The organism is Achromobacter sp. EG18 (assembly GCF_059759395.1).
In genome coordinates this window covers 3,681,573-3,698,745 of sequence record NZ_CM186213.1, presented here as the reverse complement: position 1 = coordinate 3,698,745, position 17,173 = coordinate 3,681,573, and the positions used below count along the sequence as shown (strand labels likewise).

Genomic DNA, 17,173 nt, shown 5'->3' with positions numbered 1-17,173 from the left:
ATGCGGTGGGCGGCCCGGGCCTTGCTGGCTGGACTTTGCGTAGTGGCGGGCGAGGCTGCGGCCAAGCGCCCGGAAATCATCGTGGACCCGGGCGGCGTGCCGCCGGCCGCGCTGCAGGCGATCACCGAGGCGGTGGGCGCCATCGCGCGCCTGGCTGAAGACCAGGACGGCGGCGAAATCAACCGCCTGCGGCGGCGCGCCCGCGACGCCACGCTGGCCGCGCTGGCCACCCAGGGCTACTTCTCGCCCACCGTCACGCTCGAAGCCGGCACCGACATCGGCGGCGAAACCTGGGATATCGGCATCGTGCCGGGCAAGCGCACCACGGTGTCTTCGGTCGACCTGACCTTCACCGGCCGCATCACGCGGCCGGAATACGCGCAGCGCGTGCAGAAGCTGCGCGAGGACTGGCTGCTCAAGCCGGGCCAGCCTTTCATCAACGCCGACTGGAACAAGGCCAAGTCCTCGCTGCTGGACCAGGTGTCGGAGCGCGATTTCATGCTGGCGCGCATGACGGCGTCCGAAGCCGAGGTGCAGGCCGACAGCGCCGCGGCGGCGCTGCGCGTCACCATCGACAGCGGGCCGCAGGTGCGCATGGGCGAACTCAGCACCGAGGGCCTGGAGCGCGTGCCGCCCAAGCTCATCACCCGTTATGTGCGCTATTCGCCGGGAGCGGCCTACGATCAGAACCGCCTGGATGAATGGCAGCAGGATCTGCAGTCCACGGCGTTTTTCCGCGGCGCCTTCGTGGCGCTGCGCCAGCCTGGCAGCGCGCAGCAGCCTGCGGAGCCGGTTTCGGACCGGGCCCGCGCGCCGGGCGCGGCCAAGGCCGCCGAATCCGCGCCGGCCGGCGATCCGGTGGTGTCGGGCGCCGTCGCGCCGCCGCCACCCAAATACGATTCCGATGGCGAAGTGACGCTGCCTGTGCAAGTGCGGGTGGTGGAGGCGCCACCCAAGCGTTTTTCGGCCTCGATCGGCGTCGACGACGAAGCCGGCGTGCGGCTGGAGTCGCTCTACCGCCAGAACGTGGTGTTCGGCCAGCCCGTGACCATGGAATCGGGGTTCAGCGTCGACCGGCTGCAGCAGCGCGTCTACACCGACTTCCTGTTGCCGCCGACCGAGCGCGGCTACAAGGATTCCATTGGCGTGTTGGCCCAGCATTCCGATATCCAGGGCCTGGACGTGACCCGTTATGCCCTGGGCGCCACCCGCAGCCAGGAGCGCAAGGGCGCCGGCGACAGCCGCGTGACCTACGAGACCCGCTGGGGCCTGCTGCTGGCGCACGACGATGTCAAGATCGATGGCGGCGACGAATATTCGCTGCCCACGCTGACCGCCACCGGCGAATGGCTGCGGCGCGACGTGGACAACAAATACGACCCGCGCGAAGGCAACCTGATCGCGCTGGGCGGTGGCGTGGGCGTGACGCTGGACACCGGCGAGCCCTATACCCGGGCCCGCTTCCGCGCGCAGAAATGGTGGCCGATCGGCAAGCTGGACGTGCTGACGGTGCGTGGCGAGGTCGGGCGCGTCTGGGCCAATGGCAATGTGCAGGTTCCGGACGACTTCGGCTTCCGCACCGGCGGCGCGCGCTCGATCCGCGGCTACAAGTACCAGAGCATCGGCCTCAAGCGCGACAAGGCCACCGTGGGGGCGCCCACGCTGGTGGTCGGCAGCATCGAATACGACCATTACTTCAATGAACGTTGGGGCATGGGCGTGTTCGTCGATGCCGGCGATGCCGCCCAATCCTTCGGCGACATGTCGATGGCGGTGGGCTATGGCGTGGGCGCGCGGGTGCGCACGCCGGCCGGCCCGCTGTTTCTGGACGTGGCCTACGGTCAACGCGAGCGCGACCTGCGCCTGCACTTCTCGCTGGGGATCGCATTTTGACCGGGCTGCGCAGATTCCTGCGGCGCCTCCTGGTGTGGTGGCTGCCGGGGCTGGCGATGCTGGCTGTGCTGGCCTGCAGCTTCGTATTCTGGCTGCTGGCCTCGCAGACCGGCACGCGGCTGCTGCTGACCACCGCTGCCCAGCAACTGGACGGCCAGGCGCTGGACGTGCGTGGGTCGATCCTGCGCGGACTGGAAGTGGGGCGGCTGGATCTCGACGTCGGCGGAACCCGCATCGGCATCAGCGACCTGCGGCTGACGGTGCGCTGGCGCGCGCTGGGTGACCGCCTGTTGCACGTGCGCGAGCTTGCCGCCGGCAGCGTCGAGGTCGCGCTGGCCACGGGCGGGGAAACGCCTGCCGACGCCGGCAGCGACGAACCTTTCGCATTGCCCTCCCTGCCGGTGGCGATCGCCGTCGACCGGCTGGCGCTGGGCGAATTCCACCTGTTGCAGGATGGCGAGCCGCTGCCGGTCGAACTCGGCGACCTGAGCGCCACCTTTGCCGCCGGCAGGCAGGGCGCGCAACTGCGCATCGCCAATCTGCGCGTAGGCCACGAAGTTGGACAGGCGCAGGTGAGCGGGCAGGCTGAGCTGCAGGCCTTGGCGGACCCCTGGCCGTTCACCGCGCGCCTGGATGTGATCGCGCGCGGCTCGGGGCCGGATTCGCCGCTGTGCCAGGCCGACCAGTTGAGCGGCAAGTTCGCGCCGCTCGCGCAGGCGCAGGCATCCAAGGCGCCGGAGACGGCCAAATCCCGGGCGGGCGCGGGCAAGGCCAAGGCCGGTGCCGCCAAGGCGTCGGCGGAGCCTGTCCAGTCCAAGGACGCCGGCGCCTTCGTCGGCCCGCCTGCGCCCGCCTGCCAGGTGGTGCTGCGCGCGGACGCGGCCGGCTCGATGGAGGGCATCCAGGCCAAGCTGGACGGCACCGGCGCCGGCCTGGCGCTGGACGTGATGGCCGACCTGGCGCCACGCACGCCGCTGGTGCTGCGCAGCGCGCGGGCCGATGCGCGCCTCCCGGACAAGTCGACGCTGTCGGCCCGCCTGGACCTGCAGGCGGTGGATGGGCAACCGGGCCGCGATCGCGTTGTCGGCAGCCTGGGGGCGCAGCGCCTGAACCTGTCGCCGTGGCTGGGCGACGCGGTTCCACCGGCGGTGCTCAGCGCCAATGCACAGCTGAGCGCCGAATTCGAGAATCTGAGCCGGTTGCGCCAGGCCGCCATCGACCTGCGTTTCGAGGACGGCACGCGCTGGAACAAGCAAGCGCTCGCCGGCATGGTCAAGGCCCAGGTCGAGGTCGCCGTGCCCGCCGCCAATCCGCCGGCCGGCGCCGATGCCGCCGCCGCGGCCAACGCCGCGACCGCCGAGCTGCTGGCCGGCCTGCGTATCCATGGCCTGGATGTGGACCTGAAGCTCGGACCCAACCGGGTGCGGGCGCAGGGTGAAATCGGCGGCGCCGACGGCGCCTTGACGCTGGACGCGCAGGCGCCGCAACTGGACGCGTTCTGGCCCGGCGTGCCGGGCGGCGCGGACGTGAAGGGCAAGCTCGGCGGCACCGTGGCGTCGCATCGCGGCGAGATCAGCGCCGGCTACAACCCGCCCAAGCCGCGTCCCGGCGTATTGGGGCAGTCGCGCGCCGAGGCCGCCATCACGTTTGCCGGAGGCTGGGGCAAAGGCCCGGCTGGCGAGGCCGATGCGGCCCTGACCGGCTGGCGCGGCACGCTCTCGCGCCTGACGGCCGGTAGCGCGGGCTTTACCGTCTCGGCCGACCGGCCGGTGACGCTGTCGTACCTGCCGGCGGCGGTGGCGCCGCAATGGCAGTGGCAGGTAGGCCCGACGGTGCTGGGCGTGGCCCTGCCGGGCAAGGAAAAACTGGCGATCGCGCACAAGGGCTCGCGCGGCGACGCCAAGCGCTGGGAAACCGCCGGCCAGGCCGACAACCTGGTCATCACCGCCGCCATGGCGCGCCAGGTCATCGCCGCCGTCGATCCCGAGGCCGCGGCGAAGATGAAACAGGGCCCCAAGCGCGTCAATGCCACCGTGGCCGAAAGCCAGCGCCGCATTGCGCTGGACGCCTCCTGGGACCTGAAATTCGACGGCCGCCTGGCCGGGCGCGCCCGCATCGCGCGCCGCGACGGCGATCTGCTGATCCCGGGCGACCCGCCGGTGCCGCTGGGCGTGAAGGCGCTGGTGCTGGACCTGACCGCCACGCCCACCGGCCCTAACGCCAGCCGCCTGGACGCCAGGCTGGACCTGGCCACGGACAAGATGGGCAAGATCGCCGGCAACGGCACGGCGGTGCTGGCGGTCGACGCCAAGGGCGGCATGGCGCTGGATCCGCGCCAGCCGATCCGGGCCAGGCTGGACGCCGATATCGCCGACCTGGCGTGGGTCGGCCTGTTCGTCGGCGACTCCATGGAAATCGGCGGCCAGGTCAAGGCCAATCTCGAGGCCCAGGGCACGCTTGCCGGCAAGTGGAGCGCCAGCGGCGCGATCCGTGGCGACAAGCTGCGCGTGGTGCGCATCGACGACGGCGTGCGGCTGATCGACGGCACGCTGGCGGCGCGGCTGGACGGCGACAAGCTGGTGCTCGACAGCCTGCGTTTCCCGGCCTCGCTGCGCGTGATGCCGGCCGAATGGCGCACCAAGGAATGGATCACCACCAACCCCGAGGCCAAGGGCGGCTATGCCGAGGCCAAGGGGCAATGGAACCTGATCGACGGCGGCGGCAACGTGCGCCTGACGCTGTACCGCTTTCCGGCGCTGCAGCGCTCGGACCGCTACGCCATGGTCTCCGGCACCATCGACCTGAACGCGGCGATGCCGCGCATCGACATCGTTGGCGACCTGAAGGCGGACGCCGGCTGGTTCAGCCTGGAGATCCTGCAGGGCGTGCCGTCGCTGGACGACGACGTCAAGGTGCGGCGCGCGGGCGACGACCCCGGCGCCGTGTCGACACCGCTGCAGACCAGCATGAACCTGAAGTTCGACATGGGGCCGCGCTTCTACATCACGGGCATGGGGCTGGATGCCGGCCTGCTGGGGTCGATCCAGATCCTGCTGAACGACGGCCGCCTGACCGGCGTCGGCGCGCTGCGCACGCGCGGCGGTGGCATCGAGGCCTATGGCCAGAAGCTGCGCCTGCGGCGCGGCACGCTGACTTTCCAGGGGCGCCTGGACAATCCGTTGCTGGACATCGAGGCCCTGCGCACCGGCGAGCAGGTCGAGGCCGGCGTCAAGGTGGTGGGGACCGCGCAGCGCCCGCGCATCGACCTGGTGTCGTACCCGGACGTCAGCGACGTCGAGAAGCTGTCGTGGCTGCTGCTGGGGCGCGGCCCCGACGAAAGCGGCAGCGACGCCGCGCTGCTGCTGTCGGTGGGCACGGCCCTGCTGGGGGGCGGCGAGCCGTTCTACAAGCAGTTCGGGCTGGACGACGTCAGCGTGCGCACCGGCAACCTGGGCAGTTCGGGCAGCATCCTGCCGGACCGCACCGTGGCCGGCGACGTCAACCGCGACAGCGACAGCCAGCTGGCGACGCAATTCCTGGTGGCCAGCAAGTCGTTCGCCAACGGCATCACGCTCAGCGTCGAGCAGGCGCTGGCCGGCAGCGACACCGTCGGCCGGGCCAGCTACCGGCTGGCGCGCGGCCTGTCGCTGGATCTGAAGGGCGGCTCGGTCAACGGCATTGCGCTGGTGTACCGGACCTTCTTCGGCGATTGAGGCCCGTGACCGTTCCGTCCCCGTTCGGGGACGGAGCGGCGCGCTCGGGATAAAATGACGCCCATTCCATTCCCCCAAGCACCTTGCCATCATGAGCATCAAAAGCGACCGCTGGATCCGCCGCCAGGCCGAAGCCGGCATGATCGAACCCTTCGAAGCGGGTCAGGTCCGCACGGCCAATGGCGGGCGCATCGTCAGCTACGGCACCAGCAGCTACGGCTACGACGTGCGCTGCGCCGACGAATTCAAGATCTTCACCAACATCAATTCCACCATCGTCGATCCCAAGAACTTCGACGAAGGCTCGTTCGTGGATTTCAAGGGCGACGTCTGCATCATCCCGCCCAACTCGTTCGCGCTGGCCCGCACGGTCGAATACTTCCGCATCCCGCGCAGCGTCCTGACCATCTGCCTGGGCAAGAGCACCTACGCGCGCTGCGGCATCATCGTCAACGTGACGCCGCTCGAACCCGAATGGGAAGGCCACGTCACGCTGGAATTCTCGAACACCACGCCGTTGCCGGCCAAGATCTACGCCGGCGAAGGCTGCGCCCAGATGCTGTTCCTCGAAAGCGACGAGATCTGCGAGACTTCGTACGCCGACCGCGGCGGCAAGTACCAGGGTCAGCGCGGCGTGACGCTGCCGCGCACCTGATGCGCCAGGGCCTGTGCGAGGCTCCTTTTAGCCTGCACAGGCCCTAGGCCTGGCGCCCCGGCGCCGGGCGCAGGTAGTCGATGTCCCACTCGCTTTCCGCCACCGGCTCGAAGCCGTGGCGGCGGTAGAAGCGGTTCGAGTCGCTGCCGCGCAGCGCGCCCACGCGCACAGGCAGGCCCCGAAGGTCGGCGTCGCGCAACAGGCGGCCCAGCACCTGGCCGCCCACCCCCAGCCCTTGCGCCGCGGGCACCACATACAGATGATCCAGCCGCAGGCCGTCGCCGTCGGGGCGCAGGGCATAGAAGCCGATGCGCGCGCCGTCGCGTTCGATGAACCAGGTATGGTCGGGACGGAACGTTGCGCGCAATCGTGCCCGGGCCCGCTCGGGGTCGAACCGGCCCAGGCGTTCCAGGCTGTCGCGCATGGCCTCGATGCGGATCGCCAGCAGGGCGTCGAAATCGGCTTCGCCCACGGGCGCGTCGCGTAGCGCGCCCGCCGCCAGGGCATCGTAGCCCCGGCCCAGGAACTGCATGATGCAGATGCCATGGCCGAATGGATCGCTCAGGTGGGCGATCCGGCCCCAGTCATGCGAAACCGCCGGATCTTCGAGCCGCGCACCCGCGGCCACCGCCCGCGCCACCGCGTCATCCACGTCGTCGACCACCACGTCCAGGTGTACCGGCGTCCAGTGGCGGGCGTAGTCGCGCGGCTGGCGCACGGCGCCCGCGGCCGGCGTGCCGGCGGCCTTCTGCAGCAGGTAGATGGGCGCCGGGGCGCCCAGCATCTCGGCGCCGGTCGCGCCCAACCGGCGGTGCAGCGCCAGCCCGAAGGCGCGGCTATAGAAATCGATGGCCGCCTCGAGATCGGGCACGTCGATATTGACCAGGATGCGCATGAGGTTTTTCCAGGGTATCCGAGCGCTCAACATAGCACGGCGCGCACCCCGCGCCGGCCTCGCTAACGCGCTAAAGAACCCGCGCCCGCGACCGTAAAATGACATATGTGTTTGCCGATTTGGCGACGTCATTTCAGCAAGCGTGAGCAAGGCCCTATCCGTGCGTTACCCCCACATCCCCTGGCTGCCCCTGTTGTTCTATCCTGCGCTGCCGGTGATCGCGGCCGCGGGCTTGCTGCTTTGGCGGGACTGGCCGCCGGCCTTGACGCTGGTGGTGCCTTTCGTGCCCTGGGTGATGGCGCTGATCGGGGCGGCGATCTGCCTGATGTACCAGCGTTCGCAGACGCTGGCGCTGATGCTGGCGGTGCTGGCGCCAGCCGCCGCCTGGCCCACGCTGGCCAGCCAGGCGCCGTGGGCGTTGGCGCCGGCGCTGGTGTGGTGGTCGCTGGCCTACACCATCAACGCGTTGTGGCCCGAGCGCGCCGGCATGTTGCGCGACCTGGCGGCGCGCGTCGGCCTGATGGCCCTGGGCGCGGCCGCCATCGCGCTGGCCGGCAAGGAGGGCATGGCGCAGCTGTTCGGCGCCCTGGCGGTACAGGGCGCGCTGGCGCGGCTGGGCCTGCCGTTCGAGGCGCTGGCGGCGCTGTTGCTGACCGGGCTGACCCTGACCCTGCTGCTGCTGCGCTATGGCCGTCCGCAGCAGGCCGGCCAATGGCTGGGTTTCGTCTGCATGGCCTGGGCGTTGCCGCGGGGGACCCAGCACGAGATCGAGCTGGCCGTGATGGCCGCCGCTGCATTGACATCGCTGTCGATCTCGCTGGCGCACGAGGGTTATCACATGGCCTTCCGCGACGAGCTGACGGGCCTGCCCGGGCGCCGCGCGCTCAATGAGCGCCTGCAGCGCATGGGCCGCGTCTACACGCTGGCGATGGCCGACGTGGATCATTTCAAGGCCTTCAACGACACCCATGGCCATGACGTGGGCGACCAGGTGCTGCGCATGGTGGCGGCGCAGCTGCGCCGGGTGCCGGGCGGCGGCTACGCCTATCGCTACGGCGGCGAGGAATTCACGCTGGTGTTCCCGGGCAAGACCGCGGTCGAGGCCATGCCGCACATGGAGACCGTGCGGCGCGCCATCGAGGCCTACCAGATGCGCTTGCGCGACAAGCCGGCGCGTCCCAAGGCCGACCAGATCGGCTTGCGCCGGCGTGGCGCGCGTGGCGGCCGCAATGCGCGCCCGTTGCGGGTGACGGTGAGCATTGGCGTGGCCGAGCGCGGCGAGACCTTGCGCGCGCCGGACGCGGTCATCAAGGCGGCCGACCAGGCGCTCTACAAGGCCAAGGATGGCGGCCGCAACCAGGTGTGGGCCTACGGTTCGCGGCGCCGGGCGGGCGGGTAAGGCCGGCTGGGGCCGGCCTGCGCGCGGTCCAGCGGTAGCGCCATCAGCACTTCGTCGTACAGCACGCCGTTCACGCACAGGGCCTCGCGCTCGTGGCCGTAGGTCTCGAAGCCGAGGCTGGCGTACAACTGGCAGGCCGCGGCGTTGTTGGCGGTGACGCTCAACTGCACCGTGCGCACGCCGCGCATGGTGCCGGCATGTCCGAGGGCGGCCTGCATCAGCTGCCGCGCCAGCCCCAGGCCGCGCCAGGCCGGCGCCACGTAGACGCTCCAGATATGCGCCTTGTGACGCACCTTCAGGCGCCGCTGCCTGGCCACGCCGATGATGCCCGCCAGCGCGCCTTCGGCGAAAACGCCGAACATGGCGCTGTCGTCCGCGGGCGCGATCCAGGCCTGGAAGTCATCCAGTGTCAGCGTATGTTCCTCTTCGTAACTCGATCCGAATGCTTCCGGGGTTTCGCGCAGGGCGTCCAGGCGCAATTGGCGCAGCGCCGGGGCGTCGGAAGGGGTGAGACGTCGGACAAGCGGGGCGGAGGACGGCATCGGGGGCGAGGCAAGTGTTGGGAATAGGGAACGGTCGGGCCGCATTCGGCCAGTATAGGCAGGGTCGCTGCCTATAATGGGGTCAACGCCGCTTGCGGTTTTCAAAGGAGCCAATGATGTTCGGTTTCCTCAAGATAAACCAGGACGCCAAGCGCGACGAAGTCCAGCAAGAGTTCGTGGCGCGCGTGGCCCACGCCGCGCAGGATTTCGTCCAGGCAGCCGGCCCGGACGGGGCCGGACTCGACTACTCCCTGTCGAGCGTCCACGCGCTCGACGACGCGCTCGAAGCCGCGCACCTGGGCACCTTGCCCCTGACCCCCATGCAGACCGTCGGCGCCGCCGCCTACCTTTACGAAGTGGCCCGGCGCGCCCATGGCGGCCTGTACGAGGTCTGCGATGACGAGGACCCGGTGGTGCTGGTCTGCGGCTCGCCCGAGACCGAGGTCTGCTTCGGCGCCATCGCCAAGGTCGAGCGGCGCATCCGCTATGGCGCCGCCGAAGCCATTCCACCTTATTTCGACCGCTTCCTGGCAGCGTTGGACGCCGGCGCGGCCACCACCATCCGCTAGCCGAGGCGAGCCGCGCGGGCGCGCCGGGATGGCGTCGGCAGGGGGCCGCGCGGCGCCTTCGCCGGCGCCCGGCGCGGCCCTTTGGCGCCGTCTTCGGGAAAACCATAGGGCCTGGGGGAAAACGGCCCTACAATTCCGCCATTCCCGCCGCCGGCGGGAACCTCGCGCCCGCCTGTCATCAGACGGTTTTTCACTAGAAGTACACTCGCGTCCGCCAACCCGGTCCGATTCGCCTTGCCCCCAGGAGCGCCTGCATGAAATTCCGCTTCCCCATCTTCATCATCGACGAGGACTACCGTTCCGAGAACGCGTCCGGTCTGGGTATCCGCGCCCTGTCCGCGGCGATCGAGGCCGAGGGCGTCGAGGTGATCGGGGTGACCAGTTACGGCGACCTGAGTTCGTTCGCCCAGCAGCAGAGCCGTGCCAGCGCGTTCATCCTGTCGATCGACGATGAAGAGTTCGACGTGGATTCGCCCGAGGACGTGGCCAGCGCCATCAAGAACCTGCGCACCTTCATCGGCGAACTGCGTTTCCGCAACGCCGACATCCCCATCTACCTGTACGGCGAGACGCGCACCTCGGAACACATTCCGAACGACATCCTGCGCGAGCTGCACGGCTTCATCCACATGTTCGAGGACACCCCCGAATTCGTGGCGCGCCACATCATCCGCGAAGCGCGCAGCTATGTGGACAGCCTGCCGCCGCCGTTCTTCCGCGAGCTGGTCAAGTACGCCCAGGATGGCTCCTATTCCTGGCACTGCCCGGGTCACTCGGGCGGCGTGGCGTTCCTGAAGAGCCCGGTGGGCCAGATGTTCCACCAGTTCTTCGGCGAGAACATGCTGCGCGCCGACGTCTGCAACGCCGTCGATGAACTGGGCCAGCTGCTGGACCACACCGGCCCGGTGGCCGAGTCCGAGCTGAACGCGGCGCGCATCTTCCACGCCGACCACTGCTACTTCGTGACCAACGGCACCTCGACCTCGAACAAGGTGGTGTGGCACGCCAACGTCGCCGCTGGCGACGTGGTGGTGGTGGACCGCAACTGCCACAAGTCGATCCTGCACGCCATCACCATGACGGGCGCGATCCCGGTGTTCCTGCGCCCGACGCGCAACCACCTGGGCATCATCGGCCCTATCCCGCTGGAAGAGTTCCATCCGGACAGCATCCGCAAGAAGATCGAGGCCAACCCGTTCGCGCGCGAAGCCGTGAACAAGAACCCGCGCATCCTGACGCTCACGCAGAGCACCTACGACGGCGTGATCTACAACGTCGAGATGATCAAGAAGGAACTGGGCAGCTACGTCGACACGCTGCACTTTGACGAAGCCTGGCTGCCGCACGCGTCGTTCCACGAGTTCTACCAGGACATGCACGCGATCGGCCAGGACCGTCCGCGCAGCAAGGACGCGATGGTGTTCGCGACCCACTCCACGCACAAGCTGCTGGCCGGCATCTCGCAGGCCTCGCAGATCATCGTGCAGGAATCCGAGACCCGCAAACTGGACCGCAACGTCTTCAACGAAGCCTACCTGATGCACACGTCGACCTCGCCGCAGTACGCGATCATCGCGTCGTGCGACGTGGCCGCGGCCATGATGGAGCCGCCGGGCGGCACCGCGCTGGTCGAGGAAAGCATCCGCGAAGCCATGGATTTCCGCCGCGCCATGCGCAAGGTGGAATCCGAGTTCGGCAAGAACGACTGGTGGTTCAAGGTCTGGGGCCCGAACCGCCTGGTGTCCGAAGGCATCGGCAACCGCGACGAGTGGATCCTGGAGTCGAACGACCACTGGCACGGCTTCGGCGACCTGGCCGAAGGCTTCAACATGCTGGACCCGATCAAGGCCACGGTCATCACGCCGGGGCTGGACATGTCGGGCAGCTTCGGCGAAACCGGCATTCCCGCCGCGCTGGTCTCCAAGTACCTGACCGAGCACGGCGTGGTGGTCGAGAAGACCGGCCTGTATTCGTTCTTCATCCTGTTCACCATCGGCATCACCAAGGGCCGCTGGAACACGCTGCTGACCGCGCTGCAGCAGTTCAAGGACGACTACGACCGCAACCAGCCGCTGTGGCGCATCCTGCCGGAATTCTGCCGCGACCATCGCCGCTACGAGCGCATGGGCCTGCGCGACCTGTGCCAGCAGATCCACGAAGCCTACCGCGAGCGCGACGTGGCCCGCCTGACCACCGAGATGTACCTGAGCGACATGGTGCCGGCGCTCAAGCCGTCCGACGCCTTCGCCCGCATGGCGCACCGCGAGGTCGAGCGTGTCGACATCGACCAGCTCGAAGGCCGCGTCACCGGCGTGCTGCTGACGCCGTATCCTCCGGGCATCCCGCTGCTGATCCCGGGCGAGCGCTTCAACCGCACCATCGTCCAGTACCTGCAGTTCGCGCGCGAGTTCAACGAACGCTTCCCGGGCTTCGAAACCTACATCCACGGCCTGGCCGACGAAGTGGGGCCGGACGGCGAGAAGCGCTACTACGTTGATTGCCTGATCGAAGACTGATCAGGTCCGGAGTCCCGATGTTCGATGTCGCCGTCCTCGGTGCCGGCGCCGCCGGCATGATGTGTGCCGCGGTCGCCGGCCAGCGCGGCTTGCGCGTGGTGCTGGTGGACCACGCCGAGCGCCTGGCCGAGAAGATCCGTATCTCGGGCGGCGGCCGTTGCAACTTCACCAACATCGGCGCGGGACCCGCCAATTTCCTCTCCGACAACCCGCATTTCTGCCGCTCGGCGTTGTCGGGCTACACCCCGCAGGACTTCCTGGCGCTGCTCAAGCGCCACCGCATCGCCTGGCACGAGAAGCATCGCGGCCAGCTGTTCTGCGACGATTCCAGCGAATCCATCATCGAGATGCTGCGCGCCGAATGCGATGCCGGCGGCGTACAGTGGCGCATGGGCTGCCAGGTGGCCGAGGTGGCGCATGGCGAGGCGGGCTTCGAGCTGCGCACCAGCCAGGGCGCGATCCGCGCGGCCAAGCTGGTGGTGGCCACGGGCGGCATGGCGATCCCGCAGTTGGGCGCCACCGACTTCGGCCTGAAGCTGGCGCGCCAGTTCGGCCTGAAGGTGGTCGAGCCGCGGCCGGCGCTGGTGCCGCTGACCTTCGACGCGGCGCACTGGCAGCCGCTGGCCGAACTGTCCGGCGTGGCGCTGGAGGTCAGCCTGGCGACGGGGCAGGGCAAGGCCCGGGGGGAATTCCTGGAAGACCTGCTGTTCACCCATCGCGGGTTGTCGGGTCCGGCCATCCTGCAGATCTCCAGCTTCTGGAAACCGGGCGAGCCCATCATCATCGACCTGGCGCCGGGGCGCGACCTGGCGGCCGAACTGCTGGCGGCCAAGTCCGGCAACCGGCAGCAATTGCATACGGTGCTGGCCGGCCTGTGGCCCAAGCGCCTGGCCGACCGCTGGCTACAGCTGGCCGAGCAGGGCGGCAAGCCGGGCCTGGCGGCCTTGCGCCTGGCCGACGCGCCCGACAAGACCCTGCGCGCCCTGGCGCAGGACATCCACCAATGGACGCTGGTGCCCAGTGGCACCGCCGGCTACAAGAAGGCCGAGGTCATGCGCGGCGGCGTCGATACGCGCGGCCTGGACCAGAAATCGATGCAGGCCCGCACCACGCCCGGCCTGTACTTCATCGGCGAGACCGTGGACGTCACCGGCTGGCTGGGCGGCTACAACTTCCAGTGGGCCTGGGCCTCGGGCGTGGCCTGCGGCAAGGCGCTCTAGGCGTTCCTGGCGCTTCATCCAACGCTTTTCCCGTCCGTCGGGCGCGGGCACGCTTCGTGCTGCCCGCCAAGGCCTGCCCGGCCCATAGCCTGACTGCATGACGGGCATTGCAACGTTGTCGTTGTGATATCAAATAAAAATACCTATCATTTGTATTTCACAAATTCAGCCGTGCCGCATCCGGTGGCACCGCCTGATGGAGACCGCCTTGGCCTATACCTTGCCGACCCTGCCTTACGCCTATGACGCGCTCGAACCGCACATCGACGCGCTGACGATGGAAATCCACCACAGCAAGCACCACCAGACCTACGTCAACAACCTGAACGCCGCGCTCGAAGGCGCCGGCATCGCCACCGACGAGCCGGTCGAGGCCCTGGTGGCGCGCATCGACCAACTTCCCGAAGCCGTCCGTGGCGCGGTGCGCAACAACGGCGGCGGCCACGCCAACCACAGCCTGTTCTGGTCGGTCATGTCGCCACGGGGCGGGGGCGAGCCCGACGGCGCGCTGGCCCGCGCCATCGACACCGAACTGGGTGGCCACGCCGCCTTCCGAGAAGCCTTCACCAAGGCCGCGCTGACGCGCTTCGGCAGCGGCTGGGCCTGGCTCAGCGTGACGCCCGCCGGCAAGCTGGCGGTGGAAAGCAGTGCCAACCAGGACAGCCCGCTGATGCAGGGCAACACGCCGATCCTGGGCCTGGACGTGTGGGAACACGCCTACTATCTCAAGTACCAGAACCGCCGCCCGGAATACATCGGCGCCTTCTACAATGTGATCGATTGGCCCGAGGTGGCGCGCCGCTACGCCGCCGCCGTGGGCTGAGCCGGCATTGCGCGGGGGCAGCGGTCCATGAATACCTTCAGCCGTCATCGCATTCGGCCCGCGGCCACCAGCGTCAGTGTCTGGACGCTGGCGGTGCTGGTCGCCTGCCTGGGCCTGCACCAGATGTGGGCCTATTTCAACGACCACGCGCCGCACGTGGCCGACGCCCTGCTGGGCGGCATGGTCGCCGCGGGCGCCACCGCGGCGGGCACGTTGCCGATCCTGTTCGCGCGCACCATCCCGCAGAAGATGCAGGACAGCATGTTCGGCTTCGGCGCCGGCGTGATGCTGGCCGCCAGCGCCTTCTCGCTGGTGGCGCCGGGCATCGCGGCGGCCGAGGCGCAGGGCGCGGGGCCGTGGGGCGCCGGCCTGACGGTGGGCGCCGCCATCCTGCTGGGGGCGGCGGCGCTGTTGCTGATGGACCGGTTGCTGCCTCACGAGCATTTCATCAAGGGCCGCGAAGGTATCGAGGCCCACCGGCTGCGCCGTACCTGGCTGTTCGTCTTCGCCATCACCCTGCACAACCTGCCCGAAGGCCTGGCCATCGGCGTCGGCTACGCCGGCAACGACCCGGTGCGCGGCACGGCGCTGGCCACCGGCATCGCCATCCAGGACATCCCCGAGGGCCTGGTGGTGGCCGTGGCGTTGATCGCCGCGGGCTACAAGCGCGCGTTCGCGGTGGCGCTGGGCATGCTGTCGGGCCTGGTCGAGCCGGTGGGCGCGGTGCTGGGCGCGGCCGTGGTGGGCTGGTCGGCGGCGCTGCTGCCGTGGGGCCTGGGCTTTGCCGCCGGCGCCATGCTGTTCGTGATCAGCCACGAAATCATTCCTGAATCGCACCGCAAGGGGCACGAGGTCTACGCCACCTGCGGGCTGATGCTGGGCTTCGTGCTGATGATGCTGCTGGACACCGCGCTGGGCTGAAGCGGCGCCCGGGCGGCGATCGCGGATCAACAACGGAACCGCGTTTCGCGGTATGCTTTCGGCGCTGTCACGCATGTTGCGGGAGAGAGCGGCCGTTCGCGGCTGCCGCCGAAGGCGCAATTCGCCCGGAATCGCTCAGGTATCCCATACCGCGCATGCTTGCCCTGTCCCGGTTTTCACCGCGCGGACTCGGCAAAGCAGCACTCTGGAGAGACCTGGCGCCGCTGCCCAATCAGGGACATAGCGAGCAGCCCAGGCGCCGAAGGTGCAAACCCGCCACGCGGGGCAACTCTCAGGCAAAAGGACAGAGGGGCGGAAGATTCAGCCGTTGCGCGGGCGTTTTCCGTCTGTCCGCCAGCGGCATTCCGTAACCCTGGCACCGCTGCCGCTCCGGAGTACCCGCGCATGTCCGCACCCCTCAAACGCACCCCGCTGGCCGAAGAACATATCGCCTCCGGCGCCCGCATGGTCGATTTCGGCGGCTGGGATATGCCCCTGGCCTACGGCTCGCAACTGGAAGAGCACCACGCGGTGCGCCAGGACGCCGGCATGTTCGACGTCTCGCACATGCTCAACGCCGACGTCACGGGCCCCGACGCCTACGCCTTCCTGCAGCGCCTGGTGGCCAACGACGTCGCCAAGCTGACCGTACCGGGCAAGGCGCTCTACACCTGCATGCTGAACCCGCAGGGCGGCGTCATCGACGACCTGATCGTGTACTTCTTCGCGCTCGACGAATGGCGCGTGGTGGTCAACGCCGGCACCGCCGACAAGGACATGGCCTGGATGCAGCGCGTCAAGCAGGCCGGCAAGTTCGACGTCACCATCACGCCGCGCCGCGACTTGGCCATGATCGCCGTGCAGGGCCCCAACGCCCGCGCCAAGGTCTGGGCCGCGCGCCCGGCCTGGCAGGCCGCCAGCGAGCCGCTGACCCCGTTCGTGGCCGCGCGCGTCGGTGACGACACGCTGGTGGCGCGCACCGGTTACACCGGCGAAGACGGCTTCGAAATCGTGCTGCCCGCGGCCGAGGCGGTGCAACTGTGGCGCGACCTGGCGGCCCAGGGCGTGCGCCCGGCGGGCCTGGGCGCGCGCGACACGCTGCGCCTGGAAGCCGGCATGAACCTGTATGGCCAGGACATGGACGAACTGACCCAGCCCGGCGAAGCCGCGCTGACCTGGACGGTGTCCCTGAAGAACCCCGAGCGCCGCTTCATCGGCCGCGATGCGCTGGAGCAGTTCGCCACGCCCGCCGCCTTCGTCGGCCTGAAGCTGCAGGAACGCGGGGTGATGCGCGCCCACATGGCGGTGCGCACCGCGCAGGGCGTGGGCGAGCTCACCAGCGGCACCATGTCGCCGACGCTGGGCGTGTCGATCGGCTTTGCCCGCCTGCCGCAAGGCGTGGCCGCGGGCGACACGGTCGAGGTCGACATCCGCGGCAAGTGGGTGCCCGCCCTGGTCTGCAAGCTGCCGTTTGTCCGTAACGGCAAAGCCGTCGAACACTCGTAAACTCGAAGCTTCGCGCCGGTGGCCGGCCCTGCGGGGCGTGGCCGCCGGCGCGAGGCGCGCAACACCATTTCCTTATCCGAATCCCCCAGGAGTTCCCATGAGTCTGCCCATCGATCGCAAGTACACCGAGTCCCATGAATGGGTCAAAGCCGAAGGCGACGTGTTCGTCGTCGGCATCACCGATACCGCCCAGGACCAGCTGGGTGACCTGGTCTTCGTCGGCGACGTCAAGGTCGGCGCCAAGCTGAACGCGGGCGAGACCGCCGGCGTGGTCGAGTCGGTCAAGGCCGCCTCCGACATCTACGCGCCCGTGGCCGGCGAAATCGTCGCGTTCAACGACGAGCTGGAAAGCAACCCCAACCTGATCAACGAATCGGCCTTCACCGCCTGGATCTTCAAGATCAAGCCGGTCAACGCCGCCGATGCCGACAAGCTGCTGGACGCCGCCGGCTACGAAGCCATCGCCAACGGCTAAGCCCGTCAGGGCGGGCGCGGCGCTGGCGCCGCCGCCCGTCCATGCA

13 protein-coding genes and 2 riboswitches are annotated in these 17,173 nt (G+C 69.2%); of the genes, 11 read left to right on the top strand and 2 right to left on the bottom strand.

Annotation, left to right across the window (positions count from 1 at the left end):
• The 3 genes from AC6CR5_RS16885 (at position 1) to dcd (ending at position 6,261) form a co-directional block, all read left to right on the top strand.
• Entirely contained in the window at positions 1-1,893 is a 1,893-nt protein-coding gene (locus tag AC6CR5_RS16885) for an autotransporter assembly complex protein TamA (RefSeq protein WP_150101228.1), read from the top strand.
• Positions 1,890-5,606: a translocation/assembly module TamB domain-containing protein gene (locus AC6CR5_RS16880; protein WP_498084742.1), complete on the top strand. Its 3,717-nt coding sequence runs from the start codon at positions 1,890-1,892 to the stop codon at positions 5,604-5,606. Before AC6CR5_RS16885 ends, AC6CR5_RS16880 begins: the two co-directional genes overlap by 4 nt.
• Before the next feature lie 91 nt (positions 5,607-5,697).
• Complete coding sequence (gene dcd, locus AC6CR5_RS16875) at positions 5,698-6,261, top strand: dCTP deaminase (protein ID WP_006385856.1); 564 nt, start codon at positions 5,698-5,700, stop codon at positions 6,259-6,261.
• A 43-nt stretch (positions 6,262-6,304) separates the two neighbouring features.
• Here the strand turns inward: dcd and AC6CR5_RS16870 are convergent, their stop codons facing one another.
• Positions 6,305-7,156 carry a VOC family protein gene (locus AC6CR5_RS16870; RefSeq protein WP_054437853.1) on the bottom strand — a complete coding sequence of 284 codons (852 nt, stop codon included), beginning with the start codon at positions 7,154-7,156 and terminating at the stop codon, positions 6,305-6,307.
• 160 nt (positions 7,157-7,316) lie between these two features.
• Between AC6CR5_RS16870 and AC6CR5_RS16865 the strand changes: the two genes are divergently transcribed.
• The gene (locus AC6CR5_RS16865) at positions 7,317-8,555 is read left to right on the top strand and encodes a GGDEF domain-containing protein (RefSeq protein WP_498084741.1); all 1,239 of its coding nucleotides are present in this window, start codon (positions 7,317-7,319) and stop codon (positions 8,553-8,555) included.
• On the opposite strand, the gene AC6CR5_RS16860 is transcribed toward AC6CR5_RS16865, so the two are convergent.
• Positions 8,525-9,097 (bottom strand): GNAT family N-acetyltransferase, encoded by a 573-nt coding sequence (locus AC6CR5_RS16860; RefSeq protein ID WP_051429218.1) that lies wholly within the window; start codon positions 9,095-9,097, stop codon positions 8,525-8,527. The two genes, AC6CR5_RS16865 and AC6CR5_RS16860, sit on opposite strands and share 31 nt — an antisense overlap.
• 116 nt (positions 9,098-9,213) lie before the next feature.
• On the opposite strand from AC6CR5_RS16860, the gene AC6CR5_RS16855 reads away from it, so the two are divergent.
• The 7 genes from AC6CR5_RS16855 (at position 9,214) to gcvH (ending at position 17,127) form a co-directional block, all read left to right on the top strand.
• Complete coding sequence (locus tag AC6CR5_RS16855) at positions 9,214-9,666, top strand: hypothetical protein (RefSeq protein ID WP_006385860.1); 453 nt, start codon at positions 9,214-9,216, stop codon at positions 9,664-9,666.
• Positions 9,667-9,920: 254 nt separating this feature from the next.
• Positions 9,921-12,182: an arginine/lysine/ornithine decarboxylase gene (locus AC6CR5_RS16850; RefSeq protein WP_006385861.1), complete on the top strand. Its 2,262-nt coding sequence runs from the start codon at positions 9,921-9,923 to the stop codon at positions 12,180-12,182.
• Between the two features lie 17 nt (positions 12,183-12,199).
• Positions 12,200-13,402 (top strand): BaiN/RdsA family NAD(P)/FAD-dependent oxidoreductase, encoded by a 1,203-nt coding sequence (locus AC6CR5_RS16845; protein ID WP_437257292.1) that lies wholly within the window; start codon positions 12,200-12,202, stop codon positions 13,400-13,402.
• A 208-nt stretch (positions 13,403-13,610) separates the two neighbouring features.
• Positions 13,611-14,225 carry a superoxide dismutase gene (locus AC6CR5_RS16840; RefSeq protein WP_049053699.1) on the top strand — a complete coding sequence of 205 codons (615 nt, stop codon included), beginning with the start codon at positions 13,611-13,613 and terminating at the stop codon, positions 14,223-14,225.
• Between the two features lie 27 nt (positions 14,226-14,252).
• Positions 14,253-15,146: a ZIP family metal transporter gene (locus AC6CR5_RS16835; protein ID WP_437257293.1), complete on the top strand. Its 894-nt coding sequence runs from the start codon at positions 14,253-14,255 to the stop codon at positions 15,144-15,146.
• A gap of 69 nt (positions 15,147-15,215) precedes the next feature.
• Positions 15,216-15,308: riboswitch (glycine riboswitch) on the top strand.
• A 33-nt stretch (positions 15,309-15,341) separates the two neighbouring features.
• A riboswitch (glycine riboswitch) is annotated at positions 15,342-15,464 on the top strand.
• Positions 15,465-15,551: 87 nt separating this feature from the next.
• On the top strand, positions 15,552-16,652 hold the full coding sequence (gcvT, locus tag AC6CR5_RS16830; protein WP_024070433.1) for a glycine cleavage system aminomethyltransferase GcvT: 1,101 nt from the start codon (positions 15,552-15,554) through the stop codon (positions 16,650-16,652).
• Positions 16,653-16,749: 97 nt separating this feature from the next.
• Positions 16,750-17,127, top strand: a complete 378-nt coding sequence (gcvH, locus tag AC6CR5_RS16825; protein WP_498084740.1) for a glycine cleavage system protein GcvH — start codon at positions 16,750-16,752, stop codon at positions 17,125-17,127.
• Positions 17,128-17,173 lie beyond the last annotated feature (46 nt).

Excerpts from the sequence above, each read along its gene's own strand:
- AC6CR5_RS16885 (WP_150101228.1), top strand. The coding sequence starts at position 1 with ATGCGGTGGGCGGCCCGGGCCTTGCTGGCTGGACTTTGCGTAGTGGCG.
- dcd (WP_006385856.1), top strand. The coding sequence starts at position 5,698 with ATGAGCATCAAAAGCGACCGCTGGATCCGCCGCCAGGCCGAAGCCGGC.
- AC6CR5_RS16870 (WP_054437853.1), bottom strand. The coding sequence starts at position 7,156 with ATGCGCATCCTGGTCAATATCGACGTGCCCGATCTCGAGGCGGCCATC.
- AC6CR5_RS16860 (WP_051429218.1), bottom strand. The coding sequence starts at position 9,097 with ATGCCGTCCTCCGCCCCGCTTGTCCGACGTCTCACCCCTTCCGACGCC.
- AC6CR5_RS16855 (WP_006385860.1), top strand. The coding sequence starts at position 9,214 with ATGTTCGGTTTCCTCAAGATAAACCAGGACGCCAAGCGCGACGAAGTC.
- AC6CR5_RS16850 (WP_006385861.1), top strand. The coding sequence starts at position 9,921 with ATGAAATTCCGCTTCCCCATCTTCATCATCGACGAGGACTACCGTTCC.
- AC6CR5_RS16845 (WP_437257292.1), top strand. The coding sequence starts at position 12,200 with ATGTTCGATGTCGCCGTCCTCGGTGCCGGCGCCGCCGGCATGATGTGT.
- AC6CR5_RS16835 (WP_437257293.1), top strand. The coding sequence starts at position 14,253 with ATGAATACCTTCAGCCGTCATCGCATTCGGCCCGCGGCCACCAGCGTC.
- gcvT (WP_024070433.1), top strand. The coding sequence starts at position 15,552 with ATGTCCGCACCCCTCAAACGCACCCCGCTGGCCGAAGAACATATCGCC.
- gcvH (WP_498084740.1), top strand. The coding sequence starts at position 16,750 with ATGAGTCTGCCCATCGATCGCAAGTACACCGAGTCCCATGAATGGGTC.